Annotated in this window: 16 protein-coding genes; 11 read left to right on the forward strand and 5 right to left on the reverse strand. The window is 66.4% G+C overall.

What is annotated here, in order from left to right; genetic code table 11:
• Positions 1-8: 8 nt before the first annotated feature.
• Entirely contained in the window at positions 9-1,052 is a 1,044-nt protein-coding gene (locus tag B5X73_RS15940; protein WP_254857316.1) for a TMEM43 family protein, read from the forward strand.
• A gap of 16 nt (positions 1,053-1,068) precedes the next feature.
• Complete coding sequence (locus B5X73_RS15945) at positions 1,069-1,479, forward strand: MAPEG family protein (protein WP_036111149.1); 411 nt, start codon at positions 1,069-1,071, stop codon at positions 1,477-1,479.
• Between the two features lie 12 nt (positions 1,480-1,491).
• Here B5X73_RS15945 and B5X73_RS15950 read toward each other — a convergent pair whose 3' ends face one another.
• From B5X73_RS15950 to B5X73_RS15970, 5 genes are all read right to left on the reverse strand, one after another.
• Positions 1,492-2,760 (reverse strand): EAL and HDOD domain-containing protein, encoded by a 1,269-nt coding sequence (locus B5X73_RS15950; RefSeq protein ID WP_079522525.1) that lies wholly within the window; start codon positions 2,758-2,760, stop codon positions 1,492-1,494.
• Between the two features lie 53 nt (positions 2,761-2,813).
• Positions 2,814-3,257 carry a flagella synthesis protein FlgN gene (locus B5X73_RS15955; RefSeq protein ID WP_036111154.1) on the reverse strand — a complete coding sequence of 148 codons (444 nt, stop codon included), beginning with the start codon at positions 3,255-3,257 and terminating at the stop codon, positions 2,814-2,816.
• Entirely contained in the window at positions 3,254-3,568 is a 315-nt protein-coding gene (gene flgM / locus B5X73_RS15960; protein ID WP_079522526.1) for a flagellar biosynthesis anti-sigma factor FlgM, read from the reverse strand. The genes B5X73_RS15955 and flgM overlap by 4 nt, the downstream gene beginning before the upstream one ends.
• Positions 3,569-3,670: 102 nt before the next feature.
• On the reverse strand, positions 3,671-4,372 hold the full coding sequence (gene flgA, locus B5X73_RS15965) for a flagellar basal body P-ring formation chaperone FlgA (protein ID WP_254857317.1): 702 nt from the start codon (positions 4,370-4,372) through the stop codon (positions 3,671-3,673).
• The gene (locus tag B5X73_RS15970; protein WP_079522527.1) at positions 4,369-5,679 is read right to left on the reverse strand and encodes a methyl-accepting chemotaxis protein; all 1,311 of its coding nucleotides are present in this window, start codon (positions 5,677-5,679) and stop codon (positions 4,369-4,371) included. The genes flgA and B5X73_RS15970 overlap by 4 nt, the downstream gene beginning before the upstream one ends.
• A gap of 156 nt (positions 5,680-5,835) precedes the next feature.
• Between B5X73_RS15970 and B5X73_RS15975 the strand changes: the two genes are divergently transcribed.
• The 9 genes from B5X73_RS15975 to B5X73_RS16015 all read left to right on the forward strand — a co-directional run bounded on the left by B5X73_RS15975 (position 5,836) and on the right by B5X73_RS16015 (position 13,117).
• Complete coding sequence (locus B5X73_RS15975) at positions 5,836-6,753, forward strand: chemotaxis protein (RefSeq protein WP_079522580.1); 918 nt, start codon at positions 5,836-5,838, stop codon at positions 6,751-6,753.
• A gap of 173 nt (positions 6,754-6,926) precedes the next feature.
• Positions 6,927-7,346, forward strand: coding sequence for a flagellar basal body rod protein FlgB (gene flgB, locus B5X73_RS15980; RefSeq protein WP_079522528.1), 420 nt, complete (start codon positions 6,927-6,929; stop codon positions 7,344-7,346).
• Positions 7,343-7,756, forward strand: coding sequence for a flagellar basal body rod protein FlgC (flgC, locus tag B5X73_RS15985; RefSeq protein ID WP_036111164.1), 414 nt, complete (start codon positions 7,343-7,345; stop codon positions 7,754-7,756). The genes flgB and flgC overlap by 4 nt, the downstream gene beginning before the upstream one ends.
• A gap of 9 nt (positions 7,757-7,765) precedes the next feature.
• A complete protein-coding gene (locus tag B5X73_RS15990) occupies positions 7,766-8,413 on the forward strand; it encodes a flagellar hook assembly protein FlgD (RefSeq protein WP_036111168.1) in 648 nt (215 codons plus the stop codon).
• Positions 8,414-8,434: 21 nt separating this feature from the next.
• Positions 8,435-9,658, forward strand: a complete 1,224-nt coding sequence (flgE, locus tag B5X73_RS15995; protein WP_036111170.1) for a flagellar hook protein FlgE — start codon at positions 8,435-8,437, stop codon at positions 9,656-9,658.
• Between the two features lie 57 nt (positions 9,659-9,715).
• Entirely contained in the window at positions 9,716-10,456 is a 741-nt protein-coding gene (gene flgF, locus B5X73_RS16000; protein WP_036111172.1) for a flagellar basal-body rod protein FlgF, read from the forward strand.
• Between the two features lie 62 nt (positions 10,457-10,518).
• On the forward strand, positions 10,519-11,304 hold the full coding sequence (gene flgG, locus B5X73_RS16005; protein WP_036111173.1) for a flagellar basal-body rod protein FlgG: 786 nt from the start codon (positions 10,519-10,521) through the stop codon (positions 11,302-11,304).
• Between the two features lie 8 nt (positions 11,305-11,312).
• Complete coding sequence (gene flgH / locus B5X73_RS16010; RefSeq protein WP_079522529.1) at positions 11,313-11,993, forward strand: flagellar basal body L-ring protein FlgH; 681 nt, start codon at positions 11,313-11,315, stop codon at positions 11,991-11,993.
• Positions 11,993-13,117, forward strand: a complete 1,125-nt coding sequence (locus B5X73_RS16015) for a flagellar basal body P-ring protein FlgI (protein ID WP_079522530.1) — start codon at positions 11,993-11,995, stop codon at positions 13,115-13,117. Before flgH ends, B5X73_RS16015 begins: the two co-directional genes overlap by 1 nt.
• Position 13,118: the final 1 nt, after the last annotated feature.

Here is a 13,118-nt window from a genome sequence, read left to right on the forward strand (position 1 = left end):
AGCAAAAAGTGAAACACACCGGGATGGCCTGGGGAACGCGTCTGTCCGGTGCGGTCATGCTTCTGGTCGGGCTCGGCCTGATCGCCTGGAACGAGCGCCGTGTGATGGATTACGGCGCCGCCCTTGCGCGTCACGGCGGCTCACCTGTGCTCGATCTCGGCGCCGAAGGCCGGCCCGCGGCGGGCCAGTTCGGTGCGCTGACCCGCGTCAGTGGCATGCCGAAGATCATGGATGCGCCGCGTGACCGCGAGTTCAACGTCCGCGCCGACTCGCCCGTCCTCATTCGCCATGTCGAGATGTACCAGTGGCGCGAGATCACCGTGGGCGGCAACACGCACTACGAAGTGGACTGGGTCGACCGGCCGATCGATGCGACGAATTTCGCCAGGCCCGCGGGCCACGTGAACCCGGGTGCGTTCCCGATCCAGGGACGGCAGTTCGAGGCCGGCGAGGTCAAGCTAGGTAACTTCAAGCTGTCCGCACCCATCCTGCGCGCGTTCCCGGGGCAGGTCGACGTCACGCCGGACGAAAAAGCGTTGCCGTCCAATTTCGCGGCGACCTTCCAGCGTGTCGGCGACGCGCTGGTGACCAGTGCGAAGCCGTCCAATCCGCGCCTGGGCGACCTCCGCATCACATGGCAGGCCGTGCCGTTGCAGGCGATGACCGTACTGGCCCGGATCGAGGGCGACACGCTGGTGCCGGGCACGCCCGCGCGCGAGGGCGACGCCGGTTTCGATGTGCAGGTAGGCGACCGTAGCTTGCTGGACGTCATGCCCGCGCTCCCCGAACCTCCGGGCGCGGTGTTGCCGGTGCGCATCGCGGCGTTCCTTGCCGCTTCGCTGGGTGCGCTTTTGCTCGCATGGACCAGCCGCCTGCGACGCGACGTTCTCTTCGCCGCCGGCACCGGCGCGGTCATCATCGCGGCGGTCGCCGGGGTGATGTGGATGGCTGGCGACGCGATGGCGGCAAGCGTATGGTTGCTCGTCGCTGTGCTGGGGGCAGGCCTGGCCATCTGGCGCGTGCAGCAACGAACCTCATCGGCATCGAACTGAAGCGGGAAATCGCGCCATGCGTATTACTGGACTATATGCGGCCCTGGTCGCGCTGCTGATGATCTTCCTCGGCGCGCGCGTGATGCTCTTACGTCGTCGTACGAGCATCGGACTGGGCGACGGCGGCAACCGTGCCGTGGCCTGCGCCGCGCGGGCACACGGTAACGCGACGGAGTACGTGCCGATCGCGTTGATCCTGCTGCTGATACTGGAACTCAACCAGACGTTGCCGATGCTGCTACACGTGTTCGGCATCGTGCTGGTGATCGCGCGCGTGCTGCATGCGATCGGGCTGTCGAAGACACCCGGGACATCGCCCGGGCGTCTTTTCGGCGCCGGGCTGACCTTGCTGGTGATCGCCGCGATGGCGGCGATGCTCATCTGGCAATACGTGGTGATTCACGTGATCGCGCCCTCGCTGGTCTGAGGGCGGGCTGGCTCAGGCCGCGGCGGACCCATCGGCGAAGGCGTAGACGTGATCGGCCCAGCTCGTGGCTTCGACGTACATCGTGGCCATGGTCGCCATGTGCTGGTCGCGCAGCGCGTTATCGCTTTCCACTTCGCCCTGTTCCCAGTGGCGCACCTGATCCAGGATGCTGGCGAACGGACCGGTTCCGTCGAGCAGCGCTTCGCGGATTTCGATAGCCAGCGGCAGATGCTCGAGCACGTACGCCATCGACACGTTCATCAGCGTGTCCAGTAGCGAGAACAGGCCGGCGGTGAACGCCATTTCCTGCAGCTCCGGCTTGATGCTGCGCGCAAGCTTCTCGCACATGTGCGCACGAACCAGCGCGAGACGCAGGAGTTCCGGCGGGCGCTCGTCCATGCCCGACACGGCCATGGTGAAGATCCAGTTGCGCATGCGGTTGACGCCGAAGAACACCGCGGCCTGTTCCACCGACTTCAGCTGGCGGGGCAGGGCGAAATAAGCGGAATTCACGCAACCCAGCAGCTTGTAGCTGAGGATGGCGTCGTCGCGGACGATCTTGCCGAGTTCGACGGGACCGTTTTCCGGATCCTGCAGCGCGCCCATGAGGCGCAGCACGCCGAGCTTGCTGGGAGTGAGTCGCGGCATGTCGACGCGCTCGGGGCGGAGCAGGTATTTACCCTGGAAGCCGTCGACGTCCTGATCGGCGTAATCCACGAAGGTTTCGTGGGTATCGATGCCGGTGACAATGACTTTGACCCCGAACGCCTGGACGTAGTCCATGTGCGCGCGGGCGGCGACCGGATGGCGATGATCGACGGCGACCTTGGCGAACTGGACGATGCGCAGCAAGGCGTCGACGCCGGCGCGGTGTTCCGGATCGGCGGGCAGGTTGAAGTCTTCGAGCATGAACAGGCAGCCGTGGCTCTTGAGCTCACGCAGCTTGATCAGCAGTTGTTCGTCGCTGCCCACGTCGGCGCTGATGCTCGCGCCCAGGCGTGCGTTGTGACGCAGGATGTCGGCGTGTTCGAGCAGCAGCTCGCGCGACATGTGCAGGAAGGCACGGTTGTCGCGCACGAGGCGCTTGAGGCTGCCATCCGCGATCGCGCTGAGCGTGGCCTGCGTATGCGCCACGGCGGCCGCTTCGATATCGGTACCGACCGGCCGCGGAAAAATCAGTTCGTAAGCGAACAGCGACTGTTTCTTGTCGAGGATGGGGACGCGGACGATGGGGAGGATGCCGTCGTCGTTCACCGCTGTCGGCTGGGGGGATGCTGCCATTGCTTTCTCTTACGCCGTCTGGGTGAGCCTGCAGTATCGCGTGTTCCGTTGCGTCAGACCTGTGCAAGCGTCCCGGAACGGAGTCTTACTTTTGAAACGCCGTTCGGTCCGTAAGTGGAGCCGCCCGGCGCATCGCCCGAAAGGAGCGAGAGCGCGTGACGCACATGATTCATGCGCTGCGCCACGATGCGCCCGTTGACGTCGTTGAGCCGACGGCATTCGAGCAGGCGCTCGATGGTCGGCGACCAGCGTTCGTCCTGCAGGCTGTCGACGCCCGCGGCATCGCTGAGCTGACGGCGCTCGACATCGAGTTTCTCGATGCGGTCGAGCAGTCTGCTCTTGGTCCGGCCTGCGACTTCCAGTGCGGGCATGTTCGCCTGATCGAGCGCCATGCGCTCGTCGATCAGGCTGGCGTGCAGCGCATCGACGTCACGGGCGAGGTCGCCCATGACGGCGCCGAGCGCCGCGTCGAAGTCGGAGGCGGATGCCGCGGTCATGCGCTGCCTGCGCCTCCGATCTGGCTTTCCATCGAAAGAAATTTGCTGGCGATCGCCTGCGAGTCCGGCTTGTAGGTACCGGACTCGATGTCCGTACGCAGCTTCTCGAGCTTCGCGGCGCGGCCGGGATCGTCGGCGCGGCTGGCGGCGTCGAGCGCCTTGGCCGAGTCGGTGATATTGACGCTGTCGTCGCTGGCGCGGACCGGGCTGGCGGTCTGCGTCGAGGCGGTCGAGCCGGCGGCCGCGTTCTGGGTGCGAAGCTGCACCGGCGGCTGCTGGTTCGGAATACCGGGCTTGATGGTCGTGGTCATGATCTTTCCTCGGATCTGATGTCCTTCAGAATCCTTATCGGCGGTCCATCGGGGAACTTTAACTGGCGCGGCGCCAGAAATGTGACGCGGTTGGTATTTCGTTCACGGAAGCACCGCGACGACCCCCGGCCCGCGTACCACGGCGTCCAGCACCTTCCCGGACGACGCATTGCGGACCTTGAGGCGTGATCCCATGTCACCGGCGCCCATGGCCACCCCGTCCGCACGGATGACCACGCCGTCGACGCTGGCTTCCATGCTCACGGCATCGCCGATGCGCACGGCCTGTCGCCCGGCGAGCATGCCCGGGGTGAGTACGGTACCGGCGTTGAGCGGCCGGGCCAGCGCTCGGCCTCCGACCTGGTCCAGGGCGGCGATGTAGCCGTAGGCGAGGGTGGCGACGTCACGTTCTTCCGTGTGGACATCCGCGGGGCCGAGGCCGTCGCCGCGAGTCAGCGGCCGGCTGGTGACCAGCACGGGCGCGAAGAGCTGGACCTTGACCGGTACCCGCACCGTCCAGCCCCCCGGCACGGGGCAATGGACCGTCACGCTGACGCGTGCGCCCAAAGCCCGGTTACCCGGCAGCGACGCGTCGAGTGGCGCGGCACAGTCGGCCAGCTTCAGGCGGCTGTCGAGCGGCACGGCCTCGAGCACCATGCGGGAGCCCGGCGGGGCGCGGTTCGCCCGCAACCAGTTCACCGCGGCATCGCGCACCCCGTCGACGGACTGCGTGGCTGCCGCCGGAAGCGGGCAGCCGAGCAGGGCCGCGAGGGCGAGTCCGCCAGCGACGAACCGGTGAATCACGCAGCGCGCTCCGCGAGGGACGCCGAAAGGCCCTGCGTGACGGCGTCGAGTTCCTTGTTGAGCCCCGGGACCATGTGGCTGGCGTCGGCGTGACGGCCTTCCCCGAGGGTGATGGCATACGTCGAGGCCAGCGCGGTGAAACGCTCGCCCGCCGCGCGGATGCCGTCGGCCGCCGCATCGGGGCGGCGTTCGCGGAACTGGTCGATGCAGCGCATGAGTGGCGTCGTGTCGAGCCAGCGGCGATCGAGGCTGGCCGGATCGCGCGACGCCAGTTCGACGGCGTAGCGCAGGCCCTGGCAAGCTTCGCGGATCATCTGGCTGAGGCTGGCCGCGTCGAGCGCGCCCTCGGTCTCCAGGCGCGCCAGGCTGAGGCGGTGAGCGAGCACGGCGGCGCGCGCGGCGGCATCGGCCTGGCGGCGCGATTCATTGCCGATGCGGCCGAGCGAGGTCTGCGTGGTCTGGATCGCGGTGATCCGACCGGCCAGCGCGGTCATGCCTTCGCGTGCCGCGTCGAGGCTGCCGCGGGCGCCGCGCACGGCGTCATCCACGCGACCCAGCGATGCCTGCATACCGGCGATGCCGGTCTGGGTCTGGTCGAGGCGACGCAGGCTGTTCTGCACGGCGTCGTCGAGCTGGCCCGAGAATTCACCGACCGTCTGCGTGACCTGGTCGATTTCCGCAGTGGCCTGGGTGGTCTTCTCGGCCAGCTGCTTCACTTCGTCGGCGACGACGGCGAAACCGCGACCGGCTTCGCCGGCGCGCGCGGCTTCGATCGCGGCGTTGAGCGCGACGAGGTTGGTCTGATGGGCGATGTCCTGCACGGCCGCGGTGAGCTTGCGGATCGCCGTGAAATATTCGGAGAACTGAGCGTGGTTGCGGCTCATACCCGAGAGGGCGCTGCGCAGGAGGCGCAACTGGCCGTCGAGGTCGCCCGCGGTCGCCTGGCCCTGACTGCCCGATTCCGCCATGCCGGTGACGCTGCCGTGGGCATGGTCGATCGCCGTCGAGATCCTGGCGCTGGCTTCCGTCAATCGACCGGCGGTATCGCGCGCGCCTTCGAGGTTGCCGACCAGCTCCTGCAGGCTGACGCCGAGCGCCTGCGCATTGGTCAGGACCATGCCCTGCTGCTCGATGGCCTGGATGGTCGTCGCCGGCGCGGTGCGCGGCGCCTCCGCAGGCTTGAGCAGTGCGCCCAGGGCGCTGGCGGCCGCCGGATACTGCGCGGAGAGGGCGCGGACTCGTGCGGCGTCACCGGTGGCGGCGGCGCTGGCGAGAAGGCGGACGTGCTGGCTCCAGAGGAGGGTCATGATTTCGCTTTCGCTTGTTCGGATGGTCGCCCCTAGTAATCGTCCAGGAGCCGTCGTTCTTGAGCCAAGCAATCCGTGTGCCAGTCGGGTACCTCAAGGTATGGGTGACCGCGCCGATACGTTCCGCGACACCTTATGCAGATGCCCAGGCACGACATGGCCCGCCCGTTGCTCGACACCGTGGAAACCTTCACCCGCCTGGCGGGACACAACCGCGTGGCCATGCTGCTGTTCCGTCTCGGCGACCGCCAGGCGTTCGGCATCAATGTCTTCAAGGTACGTGAGGTGCTCCGCCGGCCGCGTCTGGAGCGTATGCCCAGCATGCACGCGCTGGTGTCGGGCAGCTTCGACTACCGGGGCAGCACCATCCCCGTGATCGACCTGGCCGCCGCCATGGGCTACCCGCCGCTGGCCACCGTGGACAGCGCGCACCTCATCGTGACCGAGTTCAACCGCTCCGTGCAGGGTTTCCTGGTGTCCGACGTGGATCGGATCGTCCACGTCGACGGCACCAATATGGCCGCGCCGCCGCCGGCCCTCGGCTATGGGGCGCGGGTCAACGCCGTGACGCGTCTCGACGGCGACCTGCTCGCCGTGGTCGACGTCGAGCAGGTGCTGGCCCATGTGGATCCCCGGGCGGTCGAGCTGTCCGACCGCGTGCAGCAGGCCGCCCATATCCAGCACGCGGGCAGTCGCCGTGTCCTCGTGGTGGACGACTCGCTGGTCGCCCGCACGCAGATCGTCGACCTGTTCCGCAAGATGGACCTGGAATGTGTCGTGGCCAAAGACGGCAAGGAAGGCCTGGAAAAGCTCCGCGAACTCGCGGCGGGTCCGGTCGCCGACCGCGTCGCCCTGGTCGTGTCCGATATCGAGATGCCGCTGATGGACGGTTACGCGTTGACGCGTGCCATCCGTGAAGAGGCCGGCCTGCGTCATCACAAGGTCCTCCTGCACAGCTCGCTGAGCGGTGTGTTCAACGAGGCGATGGTCGAGCGCGTAGGCGCCGACCGGTTCATCGCCAAGTTCCAGCCCGACGTGCTTGCCACGGCCGTGCTCGAGCTGCTCCCGGCCTGACGTCGCCCTGACGCGGCACCCCGGCAGGCGCGTCGGAATTCCGTCGCTGGCGGCTTGGGGACCATCGCAAGACCTTGCAAACGGCGCTCCGGCGCCGTTTCGCCGTTAGTCCCCAGCCGTGGCACGGCTCTTGCTCAACCCCTCGGGCCAAGGTCACGAGAGGGGACGAGCCCATGATCGATTCATCCGACAAGCTGTTCGGCGTACACGCCCAGGCCCTTGGCCTGTGGCAGCGCCGTGCCGAGGTCATTTCATCCAACCTCGCCAACGCCGACACCCCGGGCTTCCTCGCCCGCGACCTCGATTTCAAGAAAGCGATGACCGCCGCGACCGGGGCCACCGATGGCCACACGTTGCAGATGGCGTCGACCGAAGCCGGTCACATCGGCGGCAACCCCGCCGTGGCCCTCGACCAGGCCAACAAGCTGGCCTATCGCGCCGAGACCCAGCCGACCATGGACGGCAACACCGTCGATACCCAGGTCGAGCAGTCGCAGTTCGCCGCCAACGCGATCCATTACCAGGCATCGCTCAGCTTCATCAACGCGCAGATCCACACCATGCGCCTCGCCATCACCGGGACCGCCTCATGAGTCTCCTGAAGATCTTCGACGTCGCCGGTTCCGGCATGGCCGCGCAGTCCGCGCGACTGAACACCACCGCCAGCAACATGGCCAACGCGGACAGCCTGTCCAGCAGTGAGGCCACGGCCTACCGCGCCAGGCAGCCGACCTTCGCGGCCGTGCAGCAGCAGGTGGACGGCCAGATGGAAAACGGCGGTGTCCGCGCGCTCGGCGTGACCGAGAGCCAGGCACCGATCCAGTCGCGTTACGAGCCGGCCAATCCGCTCGCCGACACGAATGGCTACGTGTATTCGAGCAACGTCAATCCGGTCGACGAGCTGGTCAACATGATCTCCGCGTCGCGCTCCTATCAGAACAACGTCGAAGTCATGAACAGCGCCAAGCAGCTCATGCAGAAGACGCTGGACCTCGGCAAATAAGGCACTCCCATGGTCGCTTCCGTCAGCACTACCAGTTCCACGTCCTCGACGTCTTCCAGCAGCCAGCTGAAGGAACAGACCCTCAGCCAGTCGGATTTCCTGAAACTCATGGTCACCCAGATGACCAACCAGGACCCGACCAAGCCGATGGATTCCACCCAGATGGTGGCGCAGATGGCGCAGTTTTCTCAGGTGGCCGCGACGCAGGAGCTGCAGAGCTCGTTCGACACGCTGGCGACCAACCTCACCGGCGATCAGTTCGTCCGTGCCGCCAGTCTGGTCGGGCAGGAGGTGCTCGTGCCGTCCACCGCGGGACAGCTGACCAACAGCGAGATGGATGGGGCCGTCAACGTCGGTACCTCCGGCACCTACGTCAACGTTCAGATCAAGGACGCCTCCGGCAACGTCGTCCGCACGATTTCCCTGGGCCAGCCCGATGCGGGCCTCACCAAGTTTTCCTGGGACGGTAAATCCGACGACGGCACGCAGCTGACCGACGGTGTCTACCAGATGACCGCTACTTCCGGCGGCAACGCGATCGACACGTTCGTTCGCGGAAAGGTGGAAGGCGTCGGTGCCTCGGGCACGGACGGAACCTATGTGCAGGTGGCCGGCTACGGCGGCGCCCTGCTGAGCCAGATCGCGCAAATCATGTAATTCCAGCGAGGAAACACACCCATGCCTTTCGATATCGCCCTCAGCGGCATCAACGCGGCGTCTTCCGACCTGGAAGTCACCGCCAACAACATCGCCAACGTCAACACGGTCGGCTTCAAGGGCTCGCGCGCCGAGTTCTCGCAGGTGTATTCCGTGGCCGGTGAAAACCTGTCCGCCACGGCGGCGGGCAGCGGCGTCCGCCTGACCAACATCGCGCAGCAGTTCGGCGACGGCAACGTCACCCAGACCGGCAATTCCTACGACTTCGCCCTCAGCGGCGCGGGCTTCTTCACCTTGCGTGATTCTTCGGGCTATTCGTACTCGCGCGCCGGCAACTTTCACCCCGACGACAACGGCAACATCGTCAACGCGACCGGTCAGAACCTGCAGGTGTACCCGCCGACCGCGACCGGCGGCTTCGACATCAGCGCCCTGAAGGACCTGAAGATCAGCACGGGCACCAGCGCGGCCAAGGCCAGCGGCACGATCGGCCTGACCGCCAACCTGTCCTCGTCGGACACGGCCAAGACGGTCGCCTTCGATCCGACCAACGACCAGAGCTACAACTACGTGTCGACCTTCCAGTCGTACGACTCGCTGGGTGCCACGCACACCACCAACGTCTACTACGCAAAGGATGCGACCAATCCCAATACGTGGAACGCGTACATGACGGTGGACGGCACCCAGGTGGGTACCGCTCAGCAGATGGTGTTCAGCTCGGGTGGCTCGCTCACCACGCCGGCCAACGGCAAGCTCAACTTCGGTGCCGCGTCGCCCAACCCCGGCGCCGCGCCGATCAACCTCACGGTCGACATGACCAAGGTGACCCAGTTCGGCGACTCGTACACCACCTCGGCCGTGACCAATGACGGCTTTGCCGCCGGCAAGTTCTCCAAGATCGACGTCTCGACGGACGGCACGGTATCGGCGGTCTACACCAACGGTGTGTCGACGCCGCTGGGGCAGCTAGCCATCGCGACGTTCGCCAACAACCAGGGTCTTCGCCAGCAGAACGACACCAACTGGGTGGCCTCGACGGATTCGGGTCAGCCGATCCGTGGCGTGGCGGGCTCGGGTGAGGTCGGCACGGTGCAGGCCGGCTCGCTGGAGGCGTCCAACACGGCCGACCTCACCGCCCAGCTGGTCAACATGATCAAGGCGCAGCGCAACTACCAGGCCAACGCGCAGGTCATCTCGACCGACAACACGCTGACCCAGACGATCATCAACATCCGCAACTAAGCGTGACGCGGGTGCGGCTCGGGCCGCGCCCGCGACCGGCCGCTAAGGACCGAAGCCATGGACCGTTCCGTATATGTCGCCATGACCGGCGCCGCGCAGATCATGCGGGCGCAGGCCGAAGTGGCACACAACCTCGCCAACGCCAACACGGCCGGCTTCAAGGCCGAGCTGTCGGCGTTCCAGAGCATGCCGGTTCAGGGCGACGGCCTGCAGACGCGTATCAACGGTGTCGCGCAGGGGACCGGCTGGGACACGACGTCCGGTCAGCAGATGCATACCGGCAACGACCTCGATATCTCCGTGCAGGGTGACGGCTGGATCGCGGTGCAGACTCCCGACGGCACCGAGGGTTACACGCGTGCCGGTAACCTGCGTGTCGACGCCGACGGTTTGTTGACGGACATGCGCGGCAATGCCGTGCTGGGCGGCGGCGGTCCGATCACGATCCCACAGTCGACCAGTGTGAAGATCGGCGAGGACGGCACGATTTCCACCGTTCCGCTGGGTGAAAGTCCGGCCACCGTGGCCACCACCGACCGGATCAAGCTGGTCAACCCCGGCAACGACCAGCTGACGTATGCCAGCGACGGTCTGATGCACATGAAAGACGGCTCCCAGGCGCCGGCCGACGCGGACGTGAAGGTGGTCAACGGCACCCTGGAATCCAGCAACGTCAACCCTTCCGACGTGCTCGTGAAGATGATTTCGCTGTCCCGCGAATTCGAAATGCAGGTCCGCTCGATCAAAGCCGCGGACGAAAACGCCCAGTCGGCATCGAAATTGCTACAGGTGGGATAACCACCGCCGCGCGACGCAAAACCGTCGCGGGCTCGTAAAGCGCCAACGCGCAGGAGTCAACGATGTTCACGTCCCTCTGGATCGCCAAGACCGGCCTCGATGCGCAGCAGACGCGCATGGACGTCGTCTCGAACAACCTGGCCAACACGAACACCACGGGCTTCAAACGCGCCCGCGCCGAGTTCGAGGACCTGTCCTACCAGAACCGTGGGCAGGCGGGCGCCCAGACCACCGAGCAGACGCAGTCGCCCACCGGCTTCATGATGGGTACCGGCGTCCGCGTGGTCGGCACGCAGAAGATGTTCGAGCAGGGCGGCGTGCAGCAGACCGACAATCCGCTCGATGTGCGCATCGACGGTCGCGGCTTCCTCCAGGTGACCATGCCGGACGGCACCGTCGGCTACACGCGTGACGGCTCGCTCAAGCGTGACCAGGATGGCCAGATGGTCACCAACGACGGCTACCCGCTGGAACCGTCGATCACCATTCCCGCCAACGCGTCGACGGTCACCATCGGTACCGACGGCACCGTCAGCGTCACGGTGCAGGGTTCGGCCGCCGCGCAGAACGTCGGCACGATCCAGCTGGCCGACTTCGTCAATCCCGCCGGCCTCCAGCCGAAGGGCGACAACCTTTACCTGGAGACCGCCTCGAGCGGCGCTCCGCAGACGGGCACCGCCGGCCTCAACGGTCTCGGCACCCTCAACCAGAACAGCCTCGAAACGTCGAACGTCAACGTGGTCGAGGAAATGGTCAACATGATCGAAACGCAGCGCGCCTACGAGATGAATTCGAAGGCGATCACGGCGTCCGATCAGATGCTCCAGACCATCACCAACAAGACCTGAGACACGTCATGAATCGCATTTACGTCCGTGCTGTTCTCGCTGTGCTGCCGCTCGCGCTCCTCAACGGTTGCGCGATGGTGCCGCCTACGCCCAGGCCGATGTATACCGCCACGCTGCCGGAAGAACCGACGCAGCAGGCGCGTGCCACCGGGTCGCTCTACGCCGACCAGCAGTCGCTGGAGCTCTTCGCGGACCCGCGCGCGCATCGCGTCGGCGACATTTTGACGATCACCCTGGTCGAGTCGACCCAGGCCAGCAAAAAAGCGGCGACCAGCACCAGCAAGAAGAACGGCAACACCATCACCTCGCCCACGGTGCTCGGTCAGGGCCTGCGCATCGGCGGAAAGACCGCCGACAGCTCGCTGGCCAGCAACAACGCTTTCGACGGCGACGGTTCGAGCCAGCAGAGCAATCAGCTTTCCGGCGAGATCACCGTCACCGTCGCGCAGCGGCTGTCCAACGGTGCGCTGGTGGTGCGTGGCGAAAAATGGCTGACGATCAACCAGGGCGACGAGCTGGTCCGCATCTCGGGCATCGTCCGTCCGCAGGATATCGGTAACGACAACATCGTCGCCTCGAGCCGCGTCGCCGACGCGCGCATCGAGTACGTGGGCAAGGGTACGCTCGCGGATTCGAACACGCGTGGCTGGCTCTCGCGCTTCTTCGATTCCAAGTGGATGCCGTTCTGATGAACGTCTCGCTTCGTTTTCGCACTCTTTTTAACGCCGCCGTGGCCGTCTTCGCGATCGCCGCCGTCCTTCCGGCGCACGCGGATCGCATCCGCGACCTCGCGCAGGTGGGCGGTGTCCGCAGCAACCAGCTGATCGGTTACGGCCTCGTCGTCGGTCTCGACGGCAGCGGTGACCAGACCAGCCAGGCACCGTTCACCACGCAGAGCCTGGAGAACATGCTTCAGCAGTTCGGCGTCAACGTGCCGGCCAACGTGCGTCCACAGCTGAAGAACGCGGCCGCGGTCACGATCACCGCCGAGATTCCGCCGTTCGCGAAGCCGGGTCAGCGCATCGACGTGACGGTCGCCTCGATCGCCAATGCCAAGAGCATTCGCGGTGGCGAGTTGCTGATGTCGCCGCTCAAGGGTGCGGACGGGCAGGTCTACGCCATCGCCCAGGGCAGCGTCATCGTCGGTGGTGTCAGCGCGCAGGGTAAGAGCGGTTCGAGCGTGCAGGTGAATATTTCCTCGAGCGGCCGCATCCCTGGCGGCGCGAGTATCGAGCGCAGCGTCGCGACGTCGTTCGACAAGGGCGGCGACCTGATGCTCAACCTCAACACCGCCGATTTCACGACGGCCAACCGTATCGCGCAGGCCGTCAACCAGAACTTCGGCGCCGGCACAGCCAACGCCCTGGATTCCGGCTCGGTGGCGGTCCGCGCGCCGCTCGACCCGTCCCAGCGTGTGGCCTGGCTGTCGACCATCCAGGCACTGGATGTCACGCCGGGCGATGCCCCGGCACGCATCATCGTCAACTCGCGCACCGGCACCGTGGTGATCGGTTCCGACGTCAAGGTCGGCGCCGCCGCGGTGGCACACGGCGCGATCCAGGTCACGATCAGCGAGCAGCCGCAGGTGAGTCAGCCGGGCGCGTTCAGCCGCGGCCAGACGGCCGTCGTGCCGAGCAGCCAGGTCGCCGTGAGCGAAGAGGGCGGCCACATGTTCAAGTTCGGTCCGGGCACCAGCCTCGACGCCATCGTGCGCGCCGTGAACCAGGTGGGCGCCTCTCCGAGCGACCTGATCTCCATCCTGCAGGCACTGAAGCAGTCGGGTGCCCTGCGCGCCGAACTGGTGGTGATCTGAC

The sequence above is a fragment of the Luteibacter sp. 22Crub2.1 genome, from assembly GCF_900167995.1.
Classification (GTDB): Bacteria; Pseudomonadota; Gammaproteobacteria; order Xanthomonadales; family Rhodanobacteraceae; genus Luteibacter; species Luteibacter mycovicinus.